The following is a 25,006-nucleotide window of genomic DNA, read 5'->3' as shown; positions in this document are numbered from 1 at the left end:
CGCTATCCGACTCGTGGAAATCGAGGGACCACATGAGCGCAATCAGGTGGCGGCCAATTCCACTTGATCGGCAGCTTCGTGTAGAACCGATTCCACGGGCTTTTCAGTCAGCAGATGCGCCACTAGATGAGCAATCTTGCTAGCAAGCAAGGGTGGAACTGCGTTCCCTACTTGATGGAATTGCTGTGTCCGATTTCCTTGGAAAAAGTAGTTGTCTGGGAAGGTTTGGAGTCGCGCAGCTTCCCGAACCGTAAGGCTCCGGCACTGAACCGGATCGTAATGGATGAAGCAATGCCCGTCCTTGGAAATGTGGCTTGTAATGGTGGTCGAGGGGCGTTCAGCCACCTGAACCCGAAAACGATCCGGAAACTTTCCGCTCTCCCAATTTTTGTGTGCAGGACTGAGGTCGGGAAGATCGAACTGCTCGTGCCCGAAAGGTGAGGCGCCAGCGGCCTTTGCAAAGGCCGCTGCATATGCGTATCGCCTCAGATCGGATGTCATGTGTCCGCGAGCTTCATGGTTGAGCCATTTCGACAGTTTGGGATCCAGTAGCCAACTGTCCAGTGTTGCGATCCCTGTACTTCCATCTCCGTTGACCTTCGTATAGCGCAATCCACCCCTGTCGAGAGGAGCCCCTATGCCTTCGCGGGCAACCAGCAATTGATCGGCAAGCTCCTTTTTGCCTGCGGCGACCGCTGCAGCATGTAGATGCTGGAAGTGTCGTTTGACTTCAATATTCCAGTTCGAATCGGAATCGGCCTGCTTGCTGAGTGTGCTACGAAGCTTGGGAAGAGTCCCGATAAGGTGCTTTACGGTAGGCGCTTGCGCCAAGTCAAGCAAGCCAACCTTCGCGCGGACATCATCACGGATACCAAGTAAGATAACCCGATGTCTCGTCTGCGGAATTCCATACTGCTCTGAACAGATGACGAACTGGCTGGAGTCGATATCCTCCGGATTCATTCCCTGAGTGAATGTGGCATCAGCGACTAAAGAATGTATCGTATAGCCAGGGAGGCCAGATTCCACCCCCAGCGCAGCATCCGGGTTGGCCAGATCGACCAAGATTTCATGGAAGATTTGTCTGTCGGCAACTTTGGCCGTAAGTATTCCCCGTACATTTTCCATTATGAAGATAGAAGGGCGATATCGCTGGATGATTCGCAGATATTCACGATACAGAAAGTGTCGATGGTCCTCTTCCGGTTTGTAATCGGAATTACCACGGTTTCGAGAACGTCCGACGACCGAGTAGGCCTGACATGGGGGACCGCCTATGAGTACCCATGGTTTTGAGACATCCAGATGATTCACAAGGACACTGTCGAGCTCTTCATTTCCGGCTTGAGTCCCGAGCGTTATCTGTCTAGCCTCATTGCCGGCAGCGTTCCACGCTTCTTCAGTCTCGGCGGTCCAAGGTTGTAGTGCATCGCCGTTACAGAACCGGTAGTAGTCTTCAAGTCCTACAGAGTTGGTCGACTTGAGGATGCGATAGAAGGCACGCAGCCGCAGGGTTTGCCAAGATGACTGATCCATCTCGGCCGACACAACGATCCTGAACGCCTTTCCGTCCGACAACGACGAAAAACCTTCCCCAAGGCCACCCGGTCCAGCGAAAAGGTCAACGATAGGGATTGGTTTGCTGCTCATTGTAAGGTAACTCGGATGCTGTTCTGTTGATTCCAGGATACCAGGAACACGACGAGGATGAAAACGTGGATATCGTTGGACCCAAAGTTCGTTCGCGGATGATGTCGAACATACGCGGGCAAGACACCAAGCCGGAGCTACAGGTTCGTTGCTTCCTGCACTCCAAGGGGTTCCGTTTTCGACTGCATGACAAGCGGTTGCCGGGTCGCCCGGACATCGTTCTTCCCAAATATCACGTCTGCATTTTGGTGCATGGTTGCTTTTGGCATCGCCATAACGACTGCCGTTACGCAACGGTGCCGCACACGAGAGCAGACTTCTGGAACAAGAAGTTTGATGAGAACGTCAAGCGAGATAGAGAGACCACCGACCAACTACTTGTCATGGGGTGGCGCATAATAACCATCTGGGAATGCGGGCTCAAATCCCGCTCATCAGAATCGTTAGAATGGCTACCCAAGATCGTTCAATCTGGTCCTGCCTATCTGGCCTGGCCTTAGTGCAGCTGAGCTAGTTTGCGTGCGCCCGTTCGATCAGATATTGGTTGGCCTCTTCTGGCAGACAGCGTTGCGGCAAATTCTTTGTAGCATCCAGGTGCATCTTTGCAATCCTTCAGTAGCCAGTTCCACCGTACGCCCGCCGCCGCCACACACTCCGCAGTCGGTTTGGCCACCTACCGATCAACCACCACGCCAGCCCTACTAAACGGTGTCGCTCGACCAGTTTGCGGCTCTCGATGAGCACTCGCCTAGCTGCCGTAGTCGGATTTGCTTGACCGGTTCTCGCCACGACGTACGTAATCAATCTTTGCCTCGCATCACCAACGAGCAGCAGTCTGGCCATCTGGATCGCGCAGCAGCACCTCTTCGAAATCCACAGCTTGCGCGATACGGTGTGGCCGGCCGAGGTAGAGCACTTCGGCGCCTGCCACGAAGGACAATTGCGCTGAGGTATTCATGCGGTCGCACTCCAGATCGGCGATGCCATGGTCAGCTTCTCGTTCAGGTCCGCACTAATTTGGCGCGTCCCCGACCAAGTACCATAGCGTCGGGATCAGCGCGGGCCGGTGCCACTCGTCCTGACGGCAGGCCGCCAGGAGGCTGGTTGGCGTAGTGCGACACAGCTCGGCAAGGTGGTCGACGAGCAAGGCCATATGCACTTCTTCCACCGGCCCTCGCCGCACGAACGGTAGCAGGAAGGTCGCATTGTCGAGGTAGGGCGTACGGATCTCGACCTCGGTAACGATCTTGAAGCGCCAGCCCTGTTGCCGAGCGTAGCGGATTGCGGCCTTGAACTCCGGGCGCAGATCGGGCCAGTCGTCGCGCAGGTCGCTGCGGTACTTCACTTCGTACAACACGGTACGGCGCGGCAGCCCGTGCAGCTTTAATGTCGCCAGCACGTCCGGCGTGTAGGTCCGCGCTCGGCCCTTGTCGTCCTTCCAATCGAGCGCGATCGGCTGCACCTCGAAGCGCTCGACGACTCGGTCAAACTCAAGCAGCGCAATGAAGTCGCGTCGAGCGTGGATTCGAACATGGCGGTGCCCTCAGCCTTGGCGTGGGCGGCAACGCCGATGACGTTGCGGTAGTTCTTAGGTATCTTGCGGACTGGCATCGTTCCCTCTTTTGCTACACGATACGCTCACTGGCACAGAGGAAATTATGGGGGCGACAGACGTTCAGTCGCTCAGGTCGTTGTAGAATCGGCCGATTTGGTGTCGCTGGAACAATAGAACGATGTAAGTGTCATTTGATTTGCCGCCAAGGGTGGCTAATGAAAAAACGGGGCGCTGCCCCGTTTTTTTATCCCGGCAGCAATGCCGTGATGAGGCGGCGCTCTCCATTACCGTTGTGCAGTCGTGGCTGACAAGCCGGCACCACAGGTTCAAACTGGAAGCTTGACGACCTGAAACCCAGAGCCAGCATGCAGGAACCGCCCAAACACCAGCTTTCGATGACCGTACTGATGATGCCCGAAATGACCAACTTCTCCGGCAACGTGCATGGCGGGCAGTTGCTCAAGCTGCTGGATGAGGTGGCTTATGCATGCGCCAGCCGTTATGCCGGTACTTATGTGGTGACCTTGTCGGTGGATCAGGTGCTGTTCAAGCAGCCTATCCATGTGGGAGAGCTGGTGACGTTTCTGGCCAGCGTCAACTACACCGGCCGCACGTCGATGGAAATCGGCATCCGCGTGTGCGCGGAGAACATCCGCACGCGCGAGCAGCGGCATACCAACAGTTGCTATTTCACCATGGTGGCAATGGGAGAGGATGGCAAACCGGCGGTGATCCCTCCGCTGCAGCCGGAAGACGCCACCGCGATTGCCCGCTGGCAGGCAGCAGAGCATCGCCGGGCGTTGCGCCTGCAGCAGTCGGCAGGTGCCGGTTCAGCCCAGCGGGGCGAATAGCGCGCGGATGCCGGCCTCCGGGTGTGCGGCGGCGATGGTGAGCGGCGTTTGCCGTTGCCGGTTGGCGCGCTGGGCATCGGCACCGTGTGCCAGCAAGGTCTTGATTACCGGCAGTGCTTCCGGGTTGCGCTTATACAGCAGCAACTGGTGCAGGATGTTGTTGCCTTCTTCATCCACCAGATCGGGGTTGGCGCCGGCATCCAGCAGGCGGGCGACCACCTCGGCCCGGAGGCCCTGTGCGGCCAGCATCAGCGGCGTATAGCCGCGTTTGTTCTGCGCATCGATCTGCACCGGCTGGCCCAGCAGCGCATTCACTGCATCCAGATGCCCATTGGCGGCCGCCCAGTGCAGCGCGTGAAACCCACCCAGATCCGCGCGGTTGTGCTCCGCCTTGCGGCTGAGCAGGTATTGCACCACCGGGGTATGCCCCAGCTCCGCCGCCCAGATCAGCGCGCTCTTGCCCAAGTCATCCGGCCTGTCGTGCGAGACCCCTGATTTGACCATGGCCTCCACCCGGTCGCGTTCACCGCGCTGGGCTGCCTCGATCAGCGTGAGTGAGGTGTATTGCGGCCGCACGCCCTGGAATTCCATGTGCGGATCTTGGGTATGTCCCCAGATATCGGGCACCACGGCGGGCTTGATGTTGCGTTGCCAGTCATAGGCGCGCATCAGCGCCATCAGCTCGTGCACCACCGAAGGCGGAAAACCCTGGCGATCGCCGCGCTCGTCGATCAGCAGGTCTTCGAAGTATTTATCCAGATGACGGCTGCCCCACAGATCGACAATGGTGCTGGCGATACGCGGGTAACTGGCAACCAGCTCGGCGGGAAACTGCTCCTGGTATTCACCAAGGCATGACCTGAGTTGCTCTGCGATCAGAATCGGCTCCATTGGTCGTTGTCCCCGCGCTGGTAAAGGCTTGTTTTTCAAACTAGACCAGCAAACGGGTGCTCACAAGCCATCAGATGACGGGGGCATGGTCGGGCCACCCTCCCGCCCGCCGCCCAGCGTGCGCAAAGCCACCATTTCCCGCCCGAACCAGCCACTGATGCGCCGGGCCAAGGGATGCGCGCTGCCGCCGAGCAGGCGATGGACGGCCGCCTCGCCATACACAGGCCGGCCGCGTTGCCGGGGCGTCAATTCGGCATCCTCGCCTGCGGCAGGCCAACGCAGATCGATCAGCCGGCAGCAATCATCGGCATCGAACCACCACTGCCCGCGTTCATCGCGGTACGCGCGGACGGTGAAGCCGCCATAGGCCAGTCAGTGATCGGCATCCTTGTAGGTGGCCACTTTCAGGCGGCCGAACAATGCCGGGCCGATTTCCAGCAATGGCTTGGCCATCAGGAAGGCTGCTGCCGCGCCGGCAAACGGCAGCAAGGTCAGGTCCCGCTTGTAGGCGAAATACAGCAACGCGGCGGCAATGGCCAGCCGGATGGCAAACATGCCCAGTATCTGGATCAGGTCGTTGCGGTCATCGCGCATGGTGTCCTCTCTGCCCTGCTTGCAGCGTAGTCGATGAACGTGGTGAAACCCGGCGCACTGCCGTGGCTGGCCTGAGCTGCGTGCAATGGCACGGGGATGGGGATGGGGATGGACAAAAGGCCCAAGCCCTGCATGGATCGATGCGCCCGCCGTGCCAAGCCGGCCAACTGGCACCAAACAAAAAAACGCCACCCGAAGGTGGCGTTTTCCGCAGCAGTACAGCTGGAGTACAACAGGAAAGCCGGACTTAGAAGTCCATGCCGCCCATGCCACCCATGCCACCTGCACCGCCAGCGCCTGGTGCGGAGTCGTCTTTCGGCAACTCGGCAACCATGGCATCGGTCGTCAGCAGCAGGCCAGCGATCGACGCGGCGTGTTGCAGTGCCGAACGGGTCACCTTGGCCGGGTCCAGCACGCCCAGTTCAACCAGATCACCGTATTCACCAGTCGCGGCGTTGTAACCGAAGTTGCCAGTACCTTCCACAACACGGTTCACCACTACCGACGGCTCATCACCGGCGTTGGCAACGATCTGGCGCAGCGGCGCTTCGATGGCTTTCAGCACGATCTTGATACCGGCGTCCTGATCGGCGTTGATGCCCTTCAGTTCGCCCAGGTTGGCACGTGCACGCAGCAGCGCAACGCCGCCACCCGCCACGATGCCTTCCTCGACGGCAGCACGGGTAGCGTGCAGCGCATCTTCAACGCGGGCCTTCTTCTCTTTCATTTCGACTTCGGTGGCTGCGCCAACCTTGATCACGGCAACGCCGCCTGCCAGCTTGGCAACGCGTTCCTGCAGCTTTTCGCGATCGTAATCGCTGGAAGCTTCTTCGATCTGGCGACGGATGGTGCCCACGCGTGCCTTGATGGTTTCTTCCTGGCCGGCGCCGTCGATGATGGTGGTGTTTTCTTTCGCCACTTCGATGCGCTTGGCCTGGCCCAGTTCTGCCAGCGTGGTTTTTTCCAGCGTCAGGCCGACTTCTTCAGCGATGACGGTACCGCCAGTCAGGATGGCGATGTCTTCCAGCATGGCCTTGCGACGGTCGCCGAAGCCCGGTGCCTTGACGGCCACAGTCTTGAGGATGCCACGGATGTTGTTGACCACCAGGGTAGCCAGCGCTTCGCCATCGACATCTTCAGCAATGATCAGCAGCGGGCGGCCCGACTTGGCTACTTGCTCCAGTACCGGCAGCAGATCACGGATGTTGCTGATCTTCTTGTCGAACAGCAGCACGTACGGGTTGTCCAGCAGGGCGATCTGCTTGTCCGGGTTGTTGATGAAGTACGGCGACAGGTAGCCGCGGTCGAACTGCATGCCTTCAACCACGTCGAGTTCGTCTTCCAGGCCGGTACCATCTTCGATGGTGATCACGCCTTCCTTGCCAACCTTGTCCATCGCTTCAGCGATCTTGGCACCGATGATTTCATCGCTGTTGGCCGAGATGGAACCAACCTGCGCGATTTCCTTGCTGGTGGTGGTGGGCTTGGCAATCTTCTTCAGCTCTTCGACCAGGGCGATCACCGCCTTGTCGATACCGCGCTTCAGATCGGTCGGGTTGAAACCGGCAGCCACGTACTTCAGGCCTTCGTTGACGATGCCTTGTGCCAGCACGGTAGCAGTGGTGGTGCCGTCACCAGCGATATCGGAAGTCTTGGAAGCCACTTCCTTCACCAGTTGTGCGCCCATGTTCTCGAACTTGTCCTTCAGTTCGATTTCCTTGGCAACCGATACACCGTCCTTGGTGATGGTCGGCGCGCCGAAGCTGCGCTCCAGCACCACGTTACGGCCCTTCGGGCCCAGCGTTACCTTGACGGCATCAGCGAGGATGTTGACGCCAGCCACCATGCGGGCACGGGCGGAATCACCGAATTTGACTTCTTTAGCAGCCATTGCATTTACTCCGATTCATTGAATTCTGGGGTTGCCGCACACGGTGTGCAGCAGGATTCCGGGAAGCATTCGATTCGAGGGCAAGGCGGCAAGCAAGTCTCGACGCAGCCGTACACAAAGTACGGCGAGGAGACACGCAGCGCAGCCAACGCAGTCATCGGATCGAAGGCAAACCGGAATCAGGCTTCGAGGATGCCGAAGATATCTTCTTCGCGCACAACCAGCAGTTCTTCGCCATTCACTTTGACGGACTGGCCGCTGTACTTGCCGAGGATGACCTTGTCGCCAACCTTCACTGCCAGCGGACGAACGGAACCGTTGTCCAAGAGCTTGCCAGTGCCGATGGCAACGACTTCGCCCAGATCCGGCTTTTCAGCTGCAGCGCCAGGCAGAACAATGCCGGAGGCGGTCTTTTCTTCAGCTTCAACACGCTTGATCACGACGCGGTCGTGCAAGGGACGAATACCCATCTTTCAATCTCCTGTTGGAAAATCTGTGCATGTGCAGACATCGGGATCGCGTGCCGGTAGGCCGCGATCTGCTGTTAGCACTCAATGCTAACGAGTGCCAATGATAGGGACGGCACCACTGCATTTCAAGAGCGGAGTGCATAAAAAAACCCTTGGCCGGCTGCAGGTTTCGGGTACAAACCACACCGCAAGCCAAGCAACTTGCCGGACGGCGAGCCATTCGCCTATCTTTCTGCACGATAACGACAGCCCTACAAGAACCTGCTCCATGCTGCTATTGCCACTGCCAGCCCAGCCCGACTGGCGCCGTCCACCATGGATCACGCTTTTCCTGATCGTTGCTTGCTGCTTCATTTATTTCGGGCTGCAGTTCAATGACGACGCCCGCCGCGAAGCCGCCTTTGCCGCTTACCGCGACGCGGGCCTGCACGAGCTTGAGGTACCGCTTTACCTCAAGGATCTGGAAAAGCGCGGCAAAAGCCGGCTAGCGAACGAACTGGGCAGGGATGTGGAGAAAAAATGGCCACTGACGGTCATTGCGCTGCAGGCGGATACCGATTTCCAGCGCCGGCTGGCGGCAGATGAAGTGATCACGCTGCAAACCGTGGGGCACGATGCATGGCGCGCCAATCGCCACCAGTTCGAAGCGTTATACAAGCAGATCTTTACCGAAAAATACGCGCTGCGCGCCAGTGACCCCAAACCGGTAGCGCTATTCATGCATATGTTCATGCATGGCAGCGTGATGCACCTGGCCGGCAACATGATCATCCTGTTCATCGTTGGCTACACGGTGGAAATGGCGCTGGGCGCCGGCCTGTTCCTGGCGTTCTATCTGCTGGCCGGGCTGGGCGCGACCATCCCTGATTTTCTGGGCAGCGCGCCGCCGTACATGCTGTCGCTGGGTGCGTCCGGCGCGATTGCCGGCGTGATGGCCATGTTCGTGGTGCTGTATGGCCGGCGCAAGATCCGCTTTTTCTACTGGGTGCTGGTCTATTTCAGCACCGTCACCGCACCGGCACTGCTGGTGCTGCCGCTGTGGTTGCTCAAGGAAGCGGTGATGAACAGCAGCGATGCGGAAAGCCATGTGAATTACATGGCACACTTTGCCGGCTTGCTGACCGGCGCATTGCTGGTGGCTGCCTATCGCTGGCAACGTGGCGGGCGCTCGGCCGACAAGGTGGTCCTGGATGAAAAAGCCCGCCAGAATGATGCGCAACGCAAGGAAGCAGAAAAATGGTCGGCAGCACTCGATTTCGAACGCGCCGCCAAGGTATATGCGGCCATGTCCGACGCACAGCCTGATGATGCCGGTCTTGCTGCCGATTTCTACAAGAGCGCCAGGCTGCAGACCGAAACCGGTCTGCGCCACCGTGCCACGCTGCGCGTGATGCTGCTGGCAGCACACGGCCACAAGGCCCTGATGCATGAATCAGCCGATGCCTGGCTGTGGCTGCTGAAACAGCGTCTGGCCGTGCCCAGGCTCACACTGCCCCAATGGCTCAAACTGGCTGCGGGCTGGCTCGACTGCGGCAACGCAGCCAGTTGCGACGCACTGTTGCAGATGCTGCTCAAACGGGCGGCAGATCAACCCGCATTGCCGGCGTTGCTCTACCGCACCGGCCGGGTCTACCGGGATCAGGGTGAGCCTGGAAAGGCAAAATCCTGCTGGCGTCTGCTGCTGCAGCATTACCCCAAGGCAACGGAAGTGCAGTGGGTGATGGCCGATCCTGCTTTCAAGCCCTGAGCACCACGACCACCCGGCGACCAAGCATCGCTGCCCCTGCCATCAGACTTGCGGGGCGGTATCGCCCAGGCGGGCAATGACCTGCTGCAACTTGCGCGCTTCCTCACACGCCGGGTGTTGCGGATAACGGGTCAGCAACGCATCGAGCATCTTGCGCGCCTGCGCATCGTTGCGCTGCCGTTCGCACAGGATACGCGCAGCCAGCAACATCGCCCGCGCGGCATCCGCATGCCCGGGGTAGCGCTGATCAAAGCCACGGATCAGGCTGACTGCCAGCGCGGTGTTGTGCTGCTCGTGCGCAAGCTGCGCCAGCTGCAGTGCAGTCGTGCCGTCTGGCGGCGCAAAACCGGGGATGCGCACCTGCACTTTTTCCAGCAGTGCCAATGCCTGCCCTGCCCGGCCGCTGCCTACCAGCAAGCCCAGGTAACTGGTTGCGGCAGAACGCAGCAAATCGGTTTCCGCTTCCATCGCCAGTAGCAGCTTTACATAGCGTTCATGAAAAGCAAGATCCACCGGGTAATCACGCGTGGCGCCGCGCAGGCGGGCCAATGCGCCCTGCATGTCACCTTCTTTCAGCAGCCCGGCCACATCATCGGTAATGACCTGCTGTGGCGTTCTTTCCGCTTCCGATTCCAGATGCACATAAAGCCCGAGCGGCTCGTGGTACTGGTACAGCACGTAACCCATCAAGCGGTACATCACCACGATGAAATACATGGAAATGAACACACTGACGTACTTGGCCACGAAACCATGGCCAAACACGTGGGGCGCCCAGGACGTGGCAACACTGGAACTGGCGCTCAACAGCGCCACGCAGGCCCACAGACCCAGATAAGGCAAGCCGATCTGCGTGGTCAATGCCAGCAGATGCACGGGTGAAATCGATTCGGCAAGGCTATCGGACAAGGTCAGCTGCATCAGGCTGGCCGGCCACACCACCATCATGAGCAAACCCAGTATCAGCGCAAAGCGGGGGCCGATAAAGACAATTGCCGCAACGATCACGCAACCGGCAATCAACAGCGCGGCAAAATGTTTATACGGTCGCGACTTGTGACCTTCAGCGGGCTGGAAAGCAAGGCTTTCAGACAGAAAGCCCTGTGCGCTGCGCTCAAGTACCGAGAAAGCAAAGCGGAAAAAACCGATCGTCAGCATCAGCAGGCCAAGGCCGCTGAATATCCCGACACCCATCACGCTGATCAGCAACGTGGCGCCGATGGAAAAGCACAGCAGCGCCGGCAATGCATCCATCTTGAATGGATAAGCAAAAAAACTGGGGAAGCACTCCCAATAGGGGGTGATTTTGCGCATAAGGCGATCCACGAACAGGTCACGGTGAGCACTCTAGCGCATGGTCAATCTTGACATAAGCATAAAGCGGCCTGCGGCATCGGATTGTCGCAATTGAACGTCATGCAGCACGCACGCATGACCAGACCCATGCCATCGGGAAGCAGTGGCGCGCCCGGCAACGGGTCGGGGCGCCAGCCCGGATTGGCACCAATGTTGCTTATATACGGGTAAGGCATTGTTCAGCCTGCCCATTGACCGCGGCTTTACAAGCACGGCGGTATCCAAAAAAGGGGCAGAACGGCAGAACGGCATTGCCGTACCGGCAAGAATGCCCGGCAATTCCTGCCCATGCGGCTTGCCACGACATGCCGCATCCCGAATTCGCAGTGCATATCCGTTAGCGAGGTAACACCATGGTTTCCCCATTGGCTTCAACCAATCTCTACAGCAGCAAGAGTAGCGGGCTGGATGTGTATGAAATGGTGAGCAAGACCATGCAATCGCAGAATACACAGGCGCCCAAGATCAACGCCGCGCTCACCAGCGACAAGACCAAGCTCTCTGGCCTGGGGCAATTGCAGAGCCTGCTGGCCTCGTTCCAGTCGCTGGCCAGATCATTGTCGGGCAGCGGGCTATCTACCTCGGCCACGTCATCGACCAAGGATGTGCTGAACGTCATCACCTCGGGCAGTGCCGTTGCCGGCGCGCACACCATCAAGGTGGACCAGCTGGCGCAGGCACAGGTGCTGGCCGCCAAAGCGCAGGCCAAGGCCGATACCAATATCGGCAACGGCGGCCCGGTGGCGATCAAGATCGAGCTGGGTACCACCAGCGGCGATACCTTCACCCCTGCCGGTACCGCCAAGACGATCACCATCACCAACGGCGATACCAGCCTGCAGGGCATCGCCAAGGCGATCAATGCCGCCAATGCCGGCGTGACCGCATCGGTGACGCAAACGGCGGATGGCTATGTGCTGAGCCTGAAATCGGCCGGTGGCGCAGCCAGCAGCATGCGCATTGATGCCAGTGGCGATGCCGCTGTACAGGGCTTGCTCGATTTCGATCCGGCCGGCAAGAAGAGCCTGACGCAAACCGCTGCGGCGCAGGACGCCATGTTCACCGTCAATGGCACCAGCAAGACTAGCGCCACCAATGTGCTGACCGACGCAGTGCCGGGCACCACCCTCACGCTTACCGGCAAAGGCAGCACCACGCTGACCATTGCGCAGGACAGCGAGCAGATCACCAGGAACATCACCTCGCTGGTCAGTGCGTACAACACGCTCAATACCAAACTGCAAGGCTTGCAGGACAAGGAGCTGCAGGGCGACAGCACTGCCAGCCGCATCCAGGGGCAGCTGGCACGCATTTTCAACAGCGCCAGCGGCACCGGCAGCGACGGCAGCTTTCTCAACCTCAACCGCCTGGGCATCAGTACCAGCAAGACCGGCGAGCTGACGGTAGACGCGGAAAAGCTGAAGGCGGCAGTTGCTGCCGACCCCGCAGCCACCGCCGCCTTGCTGGGCGGCAAGGAAAAGGGCCTGGTGGACAAGCTGGGCAGCCAGATCGACGCGGTGCTGGGTACGTCGGGCACGATCCAGAAGCAGAGCAAGGCGCTGAATGCCGATATCGCCACGCTGACCGTCAAGCGCGCCAACCTGGAAAAGGCGCTGACCATGCAGGCACAGGCGCTGGCCCAGAAATACTCGCAGATGGGGCAATTGGGCGGCAGCACCGGCACGCTGTTCGACCTGATGTAAACCTGGCGTATACCTGCCGGCCAGGTGCCGGCGCGGGCCTTCAGCCCGGGGCCTTTCGGGCAGGCACGATATAAGCGGACGCTGCCGCACCGGGAATGGCAAAATCGGGCGTTGCTTCCCATCTGCGCCACGCCCCATGACACAACCCGACCTGCTGGCCCGCAGCCTTGCTGCCGTCTGGCACCCCTGCACGCAAATGAAGCGGCACGAAATGCTGCCGCTGGTCCCGATCACGCGCGGCGAAGGTGTGTGGCTGCATGGCCAGGATGGCGAGCGCTACCTGGATGCGGTATCGAGCTGGTGGGTGAACCTGTTCGGCCACGGCGCGCCGCGTATCAGGCAGGCGATCAAGGATCAGCTCGATACACTGGAACACGTGATGCTGGCCGGCTTCACGCATGAGCCGGTGGTGCGGCTGTCGGAACGGCTGGCGGCGCTCAGCGGGCTGGGCCATGCGTTTTATGGCTCGGATGGTGCATCCGCCACCGAGATCGCGCTGAAGATGGCCGCGCACTACTGGAAAAACCGCGGCCACGCCGGCAAGCACCGCTACGTGTACCTGGAAGGCAGCTATCACGGCGAAACCGTCGGCGCACTGGCCGTCACCGATGTCCCGGTGTTCCGCAGCGCATACGCCGAATTGATCGGCCAGCACTTCTGCGCGCCCAGCCCCGATGCACGCCGCGCCGCCAACGGTGAAAGTGCCGAGCAGGTGGCGCTGCGCGCTGCTGCCGCACTGGAAACCCTGCTGGCATCACACCATGGCGAGATCGCCGCTTTCATTCTGGAGCCGCTGGTACAGGGCGCCAGCGGCATGGTGATGTACCACCCGTGCTACCTCGCCGAGGCACGCCGGTTGTGCAGCCAGTACCAGGTGTTGCTGATTGCCGATGAGATCGCCGTGGGCTTTGGCCGCACCGGCAGCATGTTTGCCTACCAGCAGGCCGGCATCACGCCCGACCTGCTGTGTCTGTCCAAGGGCATTACCGGTGGCTTTCTGCCGCTGGCGGCGGTACTGTGCAGCGATGACATTTACGCGGCGTTCTATCACGACGATGTCAGCCGGGGGTTTCTGCACTCGCATTCGTATACCGGCAACCCGCTGGCCTGTGCGGCCGCCAATGCGGTGCTCGATCAGTTCGAAGCAGACGATGTGCTGACCAGCAACCGTGACAAGGCACAGCGCTGGCATGCGCTGTTCATGCCGCTGGCGCAACACCCGCAAGTGCAGCATTTCCGCCGTTGCGGCATGATATGGGCGTTCGAGGTACAAGACGCCGGTAATGGCTTTGCGCTGCGCCTGTTCCAGGCTGCACTGGCACGCGGCATACTGTTGCGCCCCATCGGCAACACGGTCTACTTCATGCCCCCTTACGTACTGGGCGACAATGAGGCAAACTTTCTGTCAGAACAAACACTGGCGGCGCTGAACGCCGCACTCGCTACCGAAGCGGAACCCGTTGATGTCCCTCTTGCTTAACCTTCCGGAAATCGACCCAAAACTGGCAGGCATGGTCGAAACCGACCCGAAGAAGCTGCGCGACTGGCTGATCGGCCTGCCCACGGCCAACGTAGTGGAAGCCGGGCGCATGGTCTACGACGCGCTGGCCAGCTGTAACCGTACCAAGATCGACCCGGATGACCGCGTCAAGCTGCTGGATCTGTACAAGACCACGCTGGAACTGCTCAACGGCGGGTTCGAGAATATCTACATCGTGCCCGGCCTGCCGCTCAAGGAACAGGCACGCCAGGCATCGCAACTGGCACGCAGCCTGTGGCTGGAACTGGCAGATGGCTACAAGCGCGCCATTGTGGACAAACTGGAAAAGCGTAGCCTGTTCAGCTCCAACAAGCAGATACCGCTGCTGATCCAGACCACGCTGCTGATCTACTACCGCGTGCTCAAGCTGTGCAGCCGCGTCTATACCGGCCTGCCTGATGGCGTATGGCAGGAGGCGCACCAGCTGTTCCGCCACGCCGCAGAAGCCAAGCTGCTGGAAGAGCCCGAAGACATCACCATTGCCCAGCAGTACAAGCGGCTGTTGATGCTGGCGCTGGCCGACCCGCAGCGCTATGCGCCAGCCGAGCTCGACAAGGTGATCGAGCTGACAGACAACTATGCCAACCTGATCCATTTCCAGGGCGTGACCGAGCTGGCCAGCACCGCCGGTTTCTTCTTGGTGCGGCTGGACCGCGATGAAGGGCCGTTCTACGTGGGCGCGCGCAATGGCGACGACTACAACGGCCTGGCGGTACTGATCGATACCATCGAACTGGGCAAGAAGCTGCACCGCGCGCTGGCCGCGCTGGAGCAGAAAATCCCGCAGGCCAACGACCGTGCCAAGGCGATGATGTGGCTGGAACTGCTGCGACGCGTTTCCAGACAATGGACCATCGCCCCCAAGCGGCTGTTCAACCGTATCCGCACCGATGCGGAAATCGAAATCTGCCTGGGCCTGAATGCCAGCGCAGCCTGCACCGGTGCCATGCCCATAGACCCCAGCATCGACGAAGATGCACCGTCGACAGAGCCGCCCAGCACCCGCTGGCGCGTCCTCAACGAAAGCCCGGGCGGCTATGCGGTGCAGACCCGGCTGGCGCCACACGAAGGTGTGCGCGCGGGGGAAATCGTGGCGCTGCGCCCGCCATTCTCGAATGAATGGCTGGTGGCCTCGATACGCTGGCTGCAACAGGGCGAACAAAGCCAGATCGAAATGGGCTTGCAGATCATGACGGCGCGCGCGCAGGGCGTGCTGCTGAAGGTGGCGATGCCCAATACCGGTAACGGCGGTTACCAGCCCGCATTGCTGATGCCGGAAGTACCTGCACTCAAGCAGCCGGCACAGATTGCCACCGCGCGCGGCATGTATGCGCCATTGCGTGAACTGTCGGTGCTGACGCCGGATGGCGAAGTGACGCTGCGCGCCACCCGGCTGGTGGAGCAGCAAATGGGTTACGACCTGTTCCAGTACCAGCCGAGCTGACCCGGCCACCGTGCCTGGGCCGCATCCGCCGCCCGGATCAGTGCAGGCAGCCCCTCAGCCCCCGGGCCACTGCAGTGGCGATCAGTGTGCGCGTGGCTGGCAGCGCCAGCCATGCTTCCTGCTGCGGGTTGACGATCACGCCCGCTTCCAGCAACACCGCCGGCTGGCTGGCGGTTTTCAGCACCACCAGATCATCGAACCAGTAGATGCCGCGCGCGGCATCGGCCAGCGGGCGATTCTCTCCGGCAACGGCTTCGGCATGATGCAACGTCGGGCGCATGCCGGCGGCCTGCAACGCATCTGCCAGCTGCAGCGCGCACGCCAGGCTGGCCTGCGGATCAGCGTTCTTGCGGGAAACGAACAGCGAGTACCCGGCAAAGCGGCCCGCTTGCGGCAGGTATTGTGGCTGCACCGAATCGTGGTGGATGGACAGCAGGAAATCCGCCCCGGCCGCGCGCTGCGTGCGCTCGGTCAGCACATCGATATCCCCTTCCGCACCGATCAGCCGCACCACATTGCCATCCGCCGCCAGCGCATCGGTCACGCGCTTTGCAAGCGCAGCGTTGAAATCGAACTCGTGCTTGCCGCTGGCGCTGGTGGCGCCCGGCTTGTTACGCGAATGGCCAACGTCCACCGCCAGCAACGGCGCCGCAACGGCGCTAGCCAGATGAAATAACGCCAGCAATGCCCAATAGCATTTCATTTGCGCTTCGCCCTGGGGTGGAACTGATCGTAACTGTCGGTCAGGTATTTGATATCCAGATGCGTGTACACCTGCGTGGTGCTGAGGTTGGCATGGCCCAGCATTTCCTGCACCGCGCGCAGGTCTTTCGATTCCTGCAGCAGGTGGGTAGCAAAGCTGTGGCGCAGCTTGTGCGGGTACAGTGGCTCTGACAGGGCCAGTTGCCGTGCCACATGCTTGCAGCGCATCTGTACCGCTCTGGTGGTCAATGCGTGGCCGTTGCGGGCAATGAATACTTCGGCGGGGTCGTTACCGTGCAGCAGCTGCCCGCGTACTACCAGCCAGGCGCGCAATGCGCGGATGGCCTCCCCGCCAACCGGCAACTGGCGCATCTTGTTGCCCTTGCCCAGCACGCGTGCAAGGCCGGCATCCAGATCCAGTTCCAGCCGCTGCAGGCCAACGATCTCGGAAACGCGCAAGCCGGACGAATACGCCAGCTCGAACATCGCCTTGTCGCGCAGCGCCAGTGGCGTATCGACAGGCATGGCGTTGAGCAGGCCCTGCGCGGCATCGGTATCGAACGCCTGCGGCAGGCGCTGGCCGCGCTTGGGCGGGCGCACGCCCAGCACCGGGTTGCCGGGCCAGCCCCGATCACGCTGCATCACGCGGAAGAAGCTGCGCCAGGCCGACAGCATGCGCGCAATGGTACGGGGGCTGTAGCGGCGGGTACGCAGCATGCGCACGAAGCCGCGAATATGCCGCGCCTGCAGCGCATCCAGCCCATGACCTTCGCCATGTTCACGGCTCAGCAGCGCAAGCTGTTCCAGGTCGCGGCGGTAATTGCTGCGGGTATGCGGGCTGGCGGCGCGCTCACCCGCAAGTACCTGTGCGAAATGATCGAACGCAATGGCCTCGAACGAGCCCGGCAGGATGCCCGCCGGCTCAGCCGCCTGCCTGCTGTCAGTACGCTTCGCCATCGACCGCCAGCGGCGCGTCCACCAGTGGCGTCACACGGCGGATTGCGGCGGAAACCAGATCGGCCAGCCGCTGCAGGTAGAGCGTGCCCATGTCCGGATAGAAACGCTCGACATCGTCACTTGCCATCACCAGCAGGCCGAACGGCTCTTCGCCGGTACGCAACGCGAACTGCGCGAACGATTTGAGGTTCTGCGCATCGTCGAACCACGCCTGCACTTCATCGGTGACGTAAGGGCCACAGTAGGGCGACACCAGATTGGCCGCCAGCTTGCGTGCCGCATCGCCCACCGGCGCAAACTCGCGCAGATTGGAATCGGACGGCAACCACAGGCGCAGCGCCACCTGCGGCACCTGGAAGCGTTCTTTCAGGTGGAACTCCAGCGTGCCAACGATGCTGGCCAGATCTTGTGCCTGCATCAGGTCCACGCTCAAGCGGTGCAACCGCTCGGAAATCAGGTCGTTTTCCTCGCCGAACTGCAGCAGTTCGCCCAGGCGCAGCTCCAGCGCGCGGTTCTTGTCGCGCAGCGTGAGCAATTGCCGCTCCGCCAGTGAGATCGCCTGGCCGCGATGGCTGTGCGGCACATAGATTTCCGCAACATCGTCCGCGTAGTCATCGAAGAAGGCCGGGTTTTGTTTCAGCCAGGCAAGAATGTCATGCGCTTGCATCATGTCCCCTTGTTCTGCATAGGCGGTTTGCACCGCTCAGAGTTGGATTTCGCCTTCGAATACCGTTACCGCCGGGCCGGTCATGTACACCGGCGCATCACCGCCCGCCCAGCTGATGGTGAGATCGCCGCCGTGGGTGCTGACGCGCACGCGTTCATCCAGCAGGCCGCGCAGGATACCGGCCACCACCGCCGCGCACGCACCAGTGCCGCAGGCCAGCGTTTCGCCCGCACCGCGCTCGTAGACGCGCAGCTTGATAGCATCACGGCTGACGATCTGCATGAAGCCGGCGTTGACCTTGCGCGGGAAACGCGGGTGCTTTTCAATCAGCGGGCCCACCTGCTGCACCAGACCGGTTTCGACATCGGCCACCACTTGCACGGCGTGCGGGTTACCCATCGATACCGCGGTGATGTCATAGCTGGTGTCCCCCACCTGCAGCGCATGGATCACTGCTTCGTGATCGGCCACGAACGGCACCTCGGCCGCACGCAGCTCCGGTGCGCCCATGTTCACGGTGATTTCACCATTGTCTTCCAGCTTGGGGTAGATCACCCCGCGCGCGGTTTCCACCGCCAGCTCGCGCTTGTCGGTCAGGCCCTGGTCACGCACGAACTTGAGGAAGCAGCGCGCGCCATTGCCGCAGTGCTCGACCTCTTCGCCGCTGGAATTGAAAATGCGGTAGCGGAAATCATTGCCCGCCTGCGCGGCGGGCTCCACCAGCAGCAACTGGTCGAAACCCACGCCGAAGTGGCGGTCGCCCAGGCGCTTTACCGTTGCGGTATCCAGCGCAATGGACGTGCGCACGCCGTCGAGCACGATGAAATCGTTGCCCAGGCCATGCATCTTGGTAAAGCGGAGTGTCATTTGCGCCAAGCCTTTGTGTTCATGCTGCAAGGCTAACCGCCAGCGCGCTGCGGATCAAGCCGCAAAGCCATTCGGGTTGGCCGATTGCCAGCGCCAGCTGTCCACGCACATGTCCTGCAGGTTCTTTTCTGCCTGCCAGCCCAGTAACGCCAGCGCGCGTGCCGGATCTGCATAGCAGGCGGCAATGTCGCCAGCGCGGCGCGGCGCAATCCGGTATGGCACCGGCTTGCCGCTGGCGGCCTCGAATGCACGCACCAGATCCAGCACCGAATAACCCTGGCCAGTGCCCAGGTTGGTGGTGACGAGGCCCGGCCGCTGCGCCAGCTTTTCCAGCGCCTTGACGTGGCCGCGCGCCAGATCGACCACGTGGATGTAATCGCGCACGCCCGTGCCGTCCGGCGTCAGGTAATCATTGCCGAATACGCTCAGTTCCGCCCGCTTGCCCACGGCCACCTGTGCCACATACGGCATCAGGTTGTTGGGCGTGCCTTGCGGGTCTTCACCGATCAGGCCGCTCTCGTGCGCGCCCACCGGGTTGAAGTAGCGCAGCAGTGCCACGTTCCAGCTGGCATCGGATACATGCAGGTCACGCAGCATGTCTTCGATCATCAGCTTGCTGCGGCCATACGGGTTGGTGGCCGATAGCGGGAATTCTTCGGTGATCGGCACTGCATGCGGGTCGCCATACACGGTGGCGGAGCTGGAAAACACCAGGTTCTTCACGCCAGCCGCAGTCATGGCTTCCAGCAGGCGCACCGTGCCCACCACATTGTTGTCGTAATACGCCAGCGGCTTCTGCACCGATTCGCCAACGGCCTTCCAGCCGGCGAAATGGATCACCGAATCAAAGCGGTATTGCGCAAACGCCGCATCCAGCGCTGCGCGATCGCGGATATCGCCCTCGATGCACAGCACCGGCTGACCGCTGATGGTTTCCAGCCGGCGCAATACTTCCGGCTTGGCGTTGTAGAAGTTGTCGAAGATCACCGGCGTGAAACCGGCCTTGAGCAATTCGATATAGGTGTGCGAGCCGATATAGCCAGCGCCGCCAGTCAAAAGCACGTGCATGCAAACTCCTATCGCCGTTCCTGCCGCCAGAGCAGGAAAAGCGCAATGATCATGAACAGCACAGTCGGCACCGAGACCACGAGTGATGCGGGCCAGCTGTTGAGCTCACCCAGGTAAACGACGATGCGATTGAGGAAGTGAAACGAAAGCCCCACCAGAATGCCGGCAAACAACCGTACACCCACATTGCTGCTGCGGCGTTGCGTCTGCGCAAAGGGCAGCGCGATCACCAGCATGGACAGGCAGGCCAGCGGGTAAAAAAGCTTGCCCCACAGCGCCAGTTCGTAACGCTTGGTGGTCTGCCGGTTGCGCTTGAGGTGATCGATATAGCTGTACAGCGAGCGCGCCGACATCTGCGATGGCTCCACCAGCAGCACCGCCAGCATTTCCGGCGACACCTGCGTTTGCCAGGTGGCTTGCGGCTTGGCCTTGACCGTGACGCCCGCCTCACCCGGCAGGAAGGTGGTTTCCCGTGTTTGGGTGAGCTCCCACTGCCCCTTGCCAAGGAAGCGACCCTGTTCGCCCTCGATGACGCGGCCGATCGACAGCCCTTCGCCAAACTCGTAGATGCGCACTTTGAAAATGGTCAAGTCCGGCAGCATTTCACCGATATTGACGATCTGCCTGCCATCCTTCACCCACACGCCGGAGCGGAACTCGCCCACCAGCATGGCCTTGGTGGCGGAAAGCCGGTACTGGTTGGCCATCTGCTTGGTGGCCGGCGCCACGTACTCGCCCAGCGCCACGGTAACCACACCATAGAGGCTGCCGATGGCCAGCAACCAGCACAGCAGCCGCTTGACCGAAATGCCGGCCGAACGCATCACCGTGAGTTCGGATTGCCCGGACAATGCCGCCAGCGCGAAAATGCCACCGATCAGCGCCGCAATGGGCATCAACTCGTAGGCGTTGGCAGGAATCTGCAGCAGCACGTAGATCAGCGCGTCCTTCAGCCCGTAGCCGCCCTTGCCCAGCTCGGATAACTCGGCAATCAGGTCGAAAAAGGTATACAGGCCCAACAGGCCAGCCAGCGTGAACAGTACGTGCAGCGTGAGTTCGCGGAACAGGTAGCGGAAAAGAATCGTCATCATCCCATCCGCAAACGGCTGCGCCATGCAAACAAAGCAGCGGTTGCCGCTGCGGCAATCAGGTGCAGCGGCCACATGCCCAGCCAGACCGGCACGCGGCCATCGGCAATCCACGCCTGGTTGATGTTGATGCAGTTGTAGTAGAGGAAATAAAGCGCCACCGCGTACAGCAGGTTGAGCGAGCGCCCGCCGCGCGGGTTGAAGAACGCCAGCGGAATGGCCATCAGCGACAGGATCAGCGCCGAAATGGGGATGGCGATACGCCAGGCCAGTTCGGCCTGGTGTTCGGGATCGTGGCTGTTGAGCAAGGTCAGCGTATCGCTGGCGCGCGTGGACGGGCTGGAGATGGGGCGCTCGTTGGCATCGATGCGCAACTGCGCCTTTTCGAACCGGACTGTTTCATAGTCAGCCTGACCCGGGGTACCGCGGTAAAGGCGGCCATTGCCCAGCCACAACCAGCGTTCGCTGTTGGCATCCACCGTCATGCCACCCCGTTCGGCCAGGATCACCGATACCTGGTTATCCTTGCGCAGCTGCACGAACACGTTGCGCCCGTTGGCATGCTCGCCGGTGAAGTCCTCGACGAAATACACGCGGTCCGCGCCCGATGATTCACGGAATACGCCCGGAGACACCTGGGTGGTTTCCTGCCGCGCCATCGATTGCTGGCGGAACACATCGCCTTTGCCCAGTGCCCACGGCCAGCCATACAGCGACAGCGCGCCGATCAGTATCACCACCGGCAGCGCAAACTCCAGCACCGGGCGCAGGAAACTCCTGATCGACATGCCGCTCGCAAACCAGATCACCATTTCATGATCGCGCCACAGGCGGGTAAGCACCGCCAGCACGCTGACGAACAGCATCAGCGACATCAGCACCGGCAGGTAACGTACGGCGGCAAAGCCCATCAGCGCCCACACGGCGCTGGACGCAAGCACACCCACAGACGCCTGGCCCATGAGCTTGACGACCTGGGTTGTCAGCACCATCAGCAGGAGTACCGAGAATACGGCAAGGGCCATCCACGACAGTTCGTGGATCAGGCTTTTTCGAAACAGCATACGTAAAGCGGCTCTGGGTTTGACTGGACAGGGGGGCTGGGAAATAATCGGGCGATCAACCCTGCAGGGTGATCGCAGCGTAAAGACGGCGACCCACACACCCTTTTCAATATCAGGCAGCCCGGCAACCGGACCATGGTCTGGATGCAGCTGCCTGTCGCCACCTGCGCCAGCATGGAGATCGCCATGGAATTTAGCATAAATCTCGCCGCCCCCGAAAAAGCCCAGGCCGAATGCCTGGTTTTAACCGTCTCAGGTAAAAAATTACCAAGCGGCCTAGCCAAACTGGATGCCGCAAGCAATGGCTGGCTGAGCGCATTACTGGCCAGCGGCGAGCTGGGCGAAAAAGCCGGCAGCGTGCTGACCTCGCATCTGCCCGGCACGCAAACACCCAACGACAACAAGCTGCAAAAGCTGGTCCTGCTGCAGACCGGCAAGGAGGTGGACGCTGCCGGTGCGCGCAAACTGGCCGATGTGATCGCCAAAACACTGGTAGGCGGCAAGCTTGCCAGCGCAGCCGTGTGGCTGGGCGGCATCAAGGATGTGGCGACCGATGCGCTGACCGCCGCCATTTCGCAGGCGATCGTGTTTGAATCCTACCGTTTCACCGCATTCAAATCCGAGCCGGAACCGGCATCCAGCCTGGCGCGGGTTGATTACCTGATCGCAAAGAAAGCCGATACCGAAGCAGCCGAAGCGGGGCTCGCACGTGGCCTGGCAGTGGGTCATGGCATGAATTTCACGCGGGAACTGGCCAACCTGCCACCCAACGCCTGCACCCCGACCTATCTGGCCGAAGAAGCGGTCAAGCTGGCACGCCACTACGGCATGAAGAGCACGGTGCTGGATACCCCGGAGCTGGAAGCACTGGGCATGGGCTCTTTCCTGTCCGTAGCCAAGGGCTCAGTGCAACCCCCCAAGCTGATCACGCTGGAATACCGTGGCGGCAGCAAGACCGGCAAACCGGTTGCACTGGTCGGCAAGGGCATCACTTTCGATTCCGGCGGCATTTCGCTCAAACCGGGCGAAGGCATGGATGAAATGAAATACGACATGGGCGGCGCCGCTGCAGTACTGGGCACCTTCCGTGCCGTGGCCGAGCTGGGCCTGCCGATCAATCTGGTGGGCGTGATCGCCACCTGCGAGAACATGCCCGCAGGCAATGCCAGCAAACCAGGCGATATCGTGAAATCGATGGCGGGCACCACCATCGAGATCCTCAATACCGATGCCGAAGGGCGCTTGATCCTGTGCGATGCGCTCACCTACACCGCGCGCTTCGAGCCGGAAGTGGTGATCGACCTCGCCACGCTGACCGGTGCATGCATCATTGCGCTGGGCCATGTGGCAAGCGGCCTGTACGCGAACGACGACGGCCTGGCCGATGCGCTGCTGGCGGCAGCGGGCAATACCGGCGACAAGGCGTGGCGCCTGCCGCTGTGGGATGATTATCAGGAACAGCTGAAATCCAATTTTGCCGACGTTGCCAATATCGGCGGGCGCCCGGCCGGATCGGTCACTGCAGCGTGCTTCCTGGCACGCTTTACCAAGAATTATACCTGGGCGCACCTGGATATTGCCGGCACCGCGTGGAAATCGGGTGCAGCCAAAGGCGCTACCGGCCGGCCGGTGCCGTTGCTGGTGGAATACCTTGTGCAACGCAGCGTGAAGAAAGCAAAGAAATAAGGCCACAATAGCAATATGGAAGTCACTTTCTACTTCAACGTGCGCAACCGCGAGCAGGCGCTGTGCCAGCTTGTGGGCAAGGCGCTGGCACGCGGCATGCAGCTCAATGTGCTGGCCGGCAGCGAAGCCGCCGCAACCGCGCTAGACCGTTTGTTGTGGGAAGTGCCACAGATCGGCTTTCTGCCGCATTGCGCGGCAGACGCAGACATTGCAGCGATCACTCCCATCGTGATCGATCACCGCTATGAAAAACTGGCGGTGCGCGATGCGCTGTTCAACTGGACCGATGGCGTGCCGCAGGGCTTCCAGCAGTATGAACGGGTGGTGGAAATCGTCGAGCAGGATGAGGAACAGCGTGCTGCAGCGCGCGAGCGCTGGCGCGCCTATCAGGGACATGGCGTCACCCCGGTGGCGGTGGACATGCTCAAGCTGGCACAGGGAGGCGCAGCATGAGCCGCCCCGATGACGACAGCATGAGCCCGCTGTTCAACAAGATGGATGCGCTGATGGCACGCCATCGCGGCACGCCACCGCGCGATGAACACATCCCCGTGCTGACGCACGAGGCCGACGACCTGATGGAGCTGGTTCCCGCACCGCCGCCTGCGCGCGCGGCGGAGGAATCGATTCCCGTCCTCACGGATACCGTGGAAACCGGCGGGCTGATGTTCGATCCGGCAGAATTCCTGACCAGGCGCACACCCGCACCAGCCCCGAAACCAGCGCCGGTAGCCACGCCGGTTGCCAAGCCCAGCGAACCGGAATTCCTTGATCTGCCGCTGCTGGACCTGACCGCGCTGACTGCGCAGCCCGCCTATACGCCTGCCTTTGACGACACCGACTTTGTTGCAGCGCTGTCGCCACAGGTGGATGCAAAAGCAACGCAGCCGGAAGAACTGCCGATTCCGGTCGTGACCGATACCGTTGAAGTGGATGACGTGATCGAGGTATGGGCGCCGACCGGGAGTGCAGTGGAAGACTGGGGCGATTTGCCTGCCGATGCTGCGGCCGACTCGTTCACGCTGGCACTGGATGCCGAAGCTGCCGAAGCGGCCGAAGCTGCCGAAGCGGCCGAAGCTGCCGAAGCTGCCGAAGCTGCCGAAGCTGCCGAAGCTGCCGAAGCTGCCGAAGCTGCCGAAGCTGCCGAAGCTGCCGAAGCTGCCGAAGCTGCCGAAGCTGCCGAAGCTGCCGAAGCTGCCGAAGCTGCCGAAGCTG

24 protein-coding genes are annotated in these 25,006 nt (G+C 61.1%); 9 read left to right on the top strand and 15 right to left on the bottom strand.

The features are described 5' to 3' along the window. Nucleotides 1-42 precede the first annotated feature (42 nt). Entirely contained in the window at nt 43-1,650 is a 1,608-nt protein-coding gene (locus IGB42_RS17610; RefSeq protein WP_159674108.1) for a DNA cytosine methyltransferase, read from the bottom strand. Between the two features lie 65 nt (nt 1,651-1,715). Between IGB42_RS17610 and IGB42_RS17605 the strand changes: the two genes are divergently transcribed. Continuing rightward, the gene (locus tag IGB42_RS17605; RefSeq protein ID WP_159674106.1) at nt 1,716-2,150 is read left to right on the top strand and encodes a very short patch repair endonuclease; all 435 of its coding nucleotides are present in this window, start codon (nt 1,716-1,718) and stop codon (nt 2,148-2,150) included. Nucleotides 2,151-2,467: 317 nt separating this feature from the next. Here IGB42_RS17605 and IGB42_RS17600 read toward each other — a convergent pair whose 3' ends face one another. Next, nucleotides 2,468-2,608, bottom strand: coding sequence for a hypothetical protein (locus IGB42_RS17600; RefSeq protein ID WP_159674104.1), 141 nt, complete (start codon nt 2,606-2,608; stop codon nt 2,468-2,470). A gap of 54 nt (nt 2,609-2,662) precedes the next feature. Further along, entirely contained in the window at nt 2,663-3,112 is a 450-nt protein-coding gene (locus IGB42_RS17595) for a Tn7 transposase TnsA N-terminal domain-containing protein (protein ID WP_236822635.1), read from the bottom strand. Nucleotides 3,113-3,570: 458 nt separating this feature from the next. Here IGB42_RS17595 and IGB42_RS17590 point away from each other — a divergent pair, with 458 nt between their 5' ends. After that, nucleotides 3,571-4,056, top strand: a complete 486-nt coding sequence (locus IGB42_RS17590; protein WP_159674102.1) for an acyl-CoA thioesterase — start codon at nt 3,571-3,573, stop codon at nt 4,054-4,056. Here the strand turns inward: IGB42_RS17590 and IGB42_RS17585 are convergent. The 4 genes from IGB42_RS17585 to IGB42_RS17570 all read right to left on the bottom strand — a co-directional run bounded on the left by IGB42_RS17585 (nt 4,036) and on the right by IGB42_RS17570 (nt 7,902). After that, a complete protein-coding gene (locus IGB42_RS17585; RefSeq protein ID WP_159674100.1) occupies nt 4,036-4,947 on the bottom strand; it encodes an ankyrin repeat domain-containing protein in 912 nt (303 codons plus the stop codon). The genes IGB42_RS17590 and IGB42_RS17585 overlap by 21 nt on opposite strands. Nucleotides 4,948-5,319: 372 nt before the next feature. Beyond that, nucleotides 5,320-5,541, bottom strand: coding sequence for a hypothetical protein (locus IGB42_RS17580; protein WP_159674098.1), 222 nt, complete (start codon nt 5,539-5,541; stop codon nt 5,320-5,322). 247 nt (nt 5,542-5,788) lie between these two features. Continuing rightward, nucleotides 5,789-7,432 (bottom strand): chaperonin GroEL, encoded by a 1,644-nt coding sequence (gene groL, locus IGB42_RS17575; RefSeq protein WP_159674096.1) that lies wholly within the window; start codon nt 7,430-7,432, stop codon nt 5,789-5,791. A 179-nt stretch (nt 7,433-7,611) separates the two neighbouring features. Further along, on the bottom strand, nt 7,612-7,902 hold the full coding sequence (locus IGB42_RS17570; protein ID WP_159674094.1) for a co-chaperone GroES: 291 nt from the start codon (nt 7,900-7,902) through the stop codon (nt 7,612-7,614). Between the two features lie 268 nt (nt 7,903-8,170). On the opposite strand from IGB42_RS17570, the gene IGB42_RS17565 reads away from it, so the two are divergent. Beyond that, entirely contained in the window at nt 8,171-9,649 is a 1,479-nt protein-coding gene (locus tag IGB42_RS17565) for a rhomboid family intramembrane serine protease (protein WP_159674092.1), read from the top strand. A gap of 42 nt (nt 9,650-9,691) precedes the next feature. Here IGB42_RS17565 and IGB42_RS17560 read toward each other — a convergent pair whose 3' ends face one another. After that, entirely contained in the window at nt 9,692-10,963 is a 1,272-nt protein-coding gene (locus IGB42_RS17560; protein WP_159674090.1) for a tetratricopeptide repeat protein, read from the bottom strand. A 395-nt stretch (nt 10,964-11,358) separates the two neighbouring features. Here IGB42_RS17560 and fliD point away from each other — a divergent pair, with 395 nt between their 5' ends. The 3 genes from fliD (at nt 11,359) to IGB42_RS17545 (ending at nt 15,692) form a co-directional block, all read left to right on the top strand. Beyond that, nucleotides 11,359-12,708 carry a flagellar filament capping protein FliD gene (gene fliD, locus IGB42_RS17555; protein WP_159674088.1) on the top strand — a complete coding sequence of 450 codons (1,350 nt, stop codon included), beginning with the start codon at nt 11,359-11,361 and terminating at the stop codon, nt 12,706-12,708. Between the two features lie 136 nt (nt 12,709-12,844). Further along, complete coding sequence (locus IGB42_RS17550) at nt 12,845-14,188, top strand: adenosylmethionine--8-amino-7-oxononanoate transaminase (RefSeq protein ID WP_159674086.1); 1,344 nt, start codon at nt 12,845-12,847, stop codon at nt 14,186-14,188. Next, nucleotides 14,172-15,692: a hypothetical protein gene (locus tag IGB42_RS17545; protein WP_159674084.1), complete on the top strand. Its 1,521-nt coding sequence runs from the start codon at nt 14,172-14,174 to the stop codon at nt 15,690-15,692. Before IGB42_RS17550 ends, IGB42_RS17545 begins: the two co-directional genes overlap by 17 nt. Before the next feature lie 37 nt (nt 15,693-15,729). Here the strand turns inward: IGB42_RS17545 and IGB42_RS17540 are convergent, their stop codons facing one another. From IGB42_RS17540 to lptF, 7 genes are read right to left on the bottom strand one after another with little or no spacing between them, the layout of a single operon-like run. Then, the gene (locus IGB42_RS17540; protein ID WP_159674082.1) at nt 15,730-16,395 is read right to left on the bottom strand and encodes an N-acetylmuramoyl-L-alanine amidase; all 666 of its coding nucleotides are present in this window, start codon (nt 16,393-16,395) and stop codon (nt 15,730-15,732) included. Further along, a complete protein-coding gene (locus tag IGB42_RS17535; protein WP_159674080.1) occupies nt 16,392-17,351 on the bottom strand; it encodes a tyrosine-type recombinase/integrase in 960 nt (319 codons plus the stop codon). The genes IGB42_RS17540 and IGB42_RS17535 overlap by 4 nt, the downstream gene beginning before the upstream one ends. Then, nucleotides 17,335-18,021: a DUF484 family protein gene (locus IGB42_RS17530; protein ID WP_236822634.1), complete on the bottom strand. Its 687-nt coding sequence runs from the start codon at nt 18,019-18,021 to the stop codon at nt 17,335-17,337. The genes IGB42_RS17535 and IGB42_RS17530 overlap by 17 nt, the downstream gene beginning before the upstream one ends. A 33-nt stretch (nt 18,022-18,054) precedes the next feature. After that, nucleotides 18,055-18,885, bottom strand: a complete 831-nt coding sequence (dapF, locus tag IGB42_RS17525; RefSeq protein WP_159674078.1) for a diaminopimelate epimerase — start codon at nt 18,883-18,885, stop codon at nt 18,055-18,057. A gap of 54 nt (nt 18,886-18,939) precedes the next feature. After that, nucleotides 18,940-19,953, bottom strand: coding sequence for a UDP-glucose 4-epimerase GalE (gene galE / locus IGB42_RS17520; RefSeq protein WP_159674076.1), 1,014 nt, complete (start codon nt 19,951-19,953; stop codon nt 18,940-18,942). 8 nt (nt 19,954-19,961) lie between these two features. Beyond that, the gene (gene lptG, locus IGB42_RS17515) at nt 19,962-21,044 is read right to left on the bottom strand and encodes an LPS export ABC transporter permease LptG (RefSeq protein WP_159674074.1); all 1,083 of its coding nucleotides are present in this window, start codon (nt 21,042-21,044) and stop codon (nt 19,962-19,964) included. Further along, the gene (lptF, locus tag IGB42_RS17510; protein ID WP_159674072.1) at nt 21,041-22,105 is read right to left on the bottom strand and encodes an LPS export ABC transporter permease LptF; all 1,065 of its coding nucleotides are present in this window, start codon (nt 22,103-22,105) and stop codon (nt 21,041-21,043) included. Before lptF ends, lptG begins: the two co-directional genes overlap by 4 nt. A gap of 186 nt (nt 22,106-22,291) precedes the next feature. On the opposite strand from lptF, the gene IGB42_RS17505 reads away from it, so the two are divergent. The 3 genes from IGB42_RS17505 to IGB42_RS17495 form a co-directional block, all read left to right on the top strand. Then, on the top strand, nt 22,292-23,791 hold the full coding sequence (locus IGB42_RS17505; RefSeq protein WP_159674070.1) for a leucyl aminopeptidase: 1,500 nt from the start codon (nt 22,292-22,294) through the stop codon (nt 23,789-23,791). 15 nt (nt 23,792-23,806) lie between these two features. Then, nucleotides 23,807-24,244, top strand: coding sequence for a DNA polymerase III subunit chi (locus IGB42_RS17500; protein WP_159674068.1), 438 nt, complete (start codon nt 23,807-23,809; stop codon nt 24,242-24,244). Further along, the coding region (locus IGB42_RS17495; RefSeq protein ID WP_374705058.1) for a hypothetical protein at nt 24,241-25,006 on the top strand (766 nt) is incomplete at its 3' end. The genes IGB42_RS17500 and IGB42_RS17495, both read left to right, overlap by 4 nt.

Source organism: Andreprevotia sp. IGB-42, assembly GCF_009848685.1.
Taxonomy (GTDB): Bacteria; Pseudomonadota; Gammaproteobacteria; order Burkholderiales; family Chitinibacteraceae; genus Andreprevotia.
Note: the sequence above shows the minus strand (reverse complement) of the source record. Positions and strands in the feature narration are given on the sequence as shown.

Bases quoted from the DNA above. Each gene is read 5' to 3' on its own strand.
- IGB42_RS17610 (WP_159674108.1), bottom strand. From the start codon at position 1,650: ATGAGCAGCAAACCAATCCCTATCGTTGACCTTTTCGCTGGACCGGGT.
- IGB42_RS17600 (WP_159674104.1), bottom strand. From the start codon at position 2,608: ATGAATACCTCAGCGCAATTGTCCTTCGTGGCAGGCGCCGAAGTGCTC.
- IGB42_RS17590 (WP_159674102.1), top strand. From the start codon at position 3,571: ATGCAGGAACCGCCCAAACACCAGCTTTCGATGACCGTACTGATGATG.
- IGB42_RS17585 (WP_159674100.1), bottom strand. From the start codon at position 4,947: ATGGAGCCGATTCTGATCGCAGAGCAACTCAGGTCATGCCTTGGTGAA.
- IGB42_RS17580 (WP_159674098.1), bottom strand. From the start codon at position 5,541: ATGCGCGATGACCGCAACGACCTGATCCAGATACTGGGCATGTTTGCC.
- groL (WP_159674096.1), bottom strand. From the start codon at position 7,432: ATGGCTGCTAAAGAAGTCAAATTCGGTGATTCCGCCCGTGCCCGCATG.
- IGB42_RS17570 (WP_159674094.1), bottom strand. From the start codon at position 7,902: ATGGGTATTCGTCCCTTGCACGACCGCGTCGTGATCAAGCGTGTTGAA.
- IGB42_RS17565 (WP_159674092.1), top strand. From the start codon at position 8,171: ATGCTGCTATTGCCACTGCCAGCCCAGCCCGACTGGCGCCGTCCACCA.
- IGB42_RS17560 (WP_159674090.1), bottom strand. From the start codon at position 10,963: ATGCGCAAAATCACCCCCTATTGGGAGTGCTTCCCCAGTTTTTTTGCT.
- fliD (WP_159674088.1), top strand. From the start codon at position 11,359: ATGGTTTCCCCATTGGCTTCAACCAATCTCTACAGCAGCAAGAGTAGC.
- IGB42_RS17550 (WP_159674086.1), top strand. From the start codon at position 12,845: ATGACACAACCCGACCTGCTGGCCCGCAGCCTTGCTGCCGTCTGGCAC.
- IGB42_RS17545 (WP_159674084.1), top strand. From the start codon at position 14,172: ATGTCCCTCTTGCTTAACCTTCCGGAAATCGACCCAAAACTGGCAGGC.
- IGB42_RS17540 (WP_159674082.1), bottom strand. From the start codon at position 16,395: ATGAAATGCTATTGGGCATTGCTGGCGTTATTTCATCTGGCTAGCGCC.
- IGB42_RS17535 (WP_159674080.1), bottom strand. From the start codon at position 17,351: ATGGCGAAGCGTACTGACAGCAGGCAGGCGGCTGAGCCGGCGGGCATC.
- IGB42_RS17530 (WP_236822634.1), bottom strand. From the start codon at position 18,021: ATGATGCAAGCGCATGACATTCTTGCCTGGCTGAAACAAAACCCGGCC.
- dapF (WP_159674078.1), bottom strand. From the start codon at position 18,885: ATGACACTCCGCTTTACCAAGATGCATGGCCTGGGCAACGATTTCATC.
- galE (WP_159674076.1), bottom strand. From the start codon at position 19,953: ATGCACGTGCTTTTGACTGGCGGCGCTGGCTATATCGGCTCGCACACC.
- lptG (WP_159674074.1), bottom strand. From the start codon at position 21,044: ATGATGACGATTCTTTTCCGCTACCTGTTCCGCGAACTCACGCTGCAC.
- lptF (WP_159674072.1), bottom strand. From the start codon at position 22,105: ATGCTGTTTCGAAAAAGCCTGATCCACGAACTGTCGTGGATGGCCCTT.
- IGB42_RS17505 (WP_159674070.1), top strand. From the start codon at position 22,292: ATGGAATTTAGCATAAATCTCGCCGCCCCCGAAAAAGCCCAGGCCGAA.
- IGB42_RS17500 (WP_159674068.1), top strand. From the start codon at position 23,807: ATGGAAGTCACTTTCTACTTCAACGTGCGCAACCGCGAGCAGGCGCTG.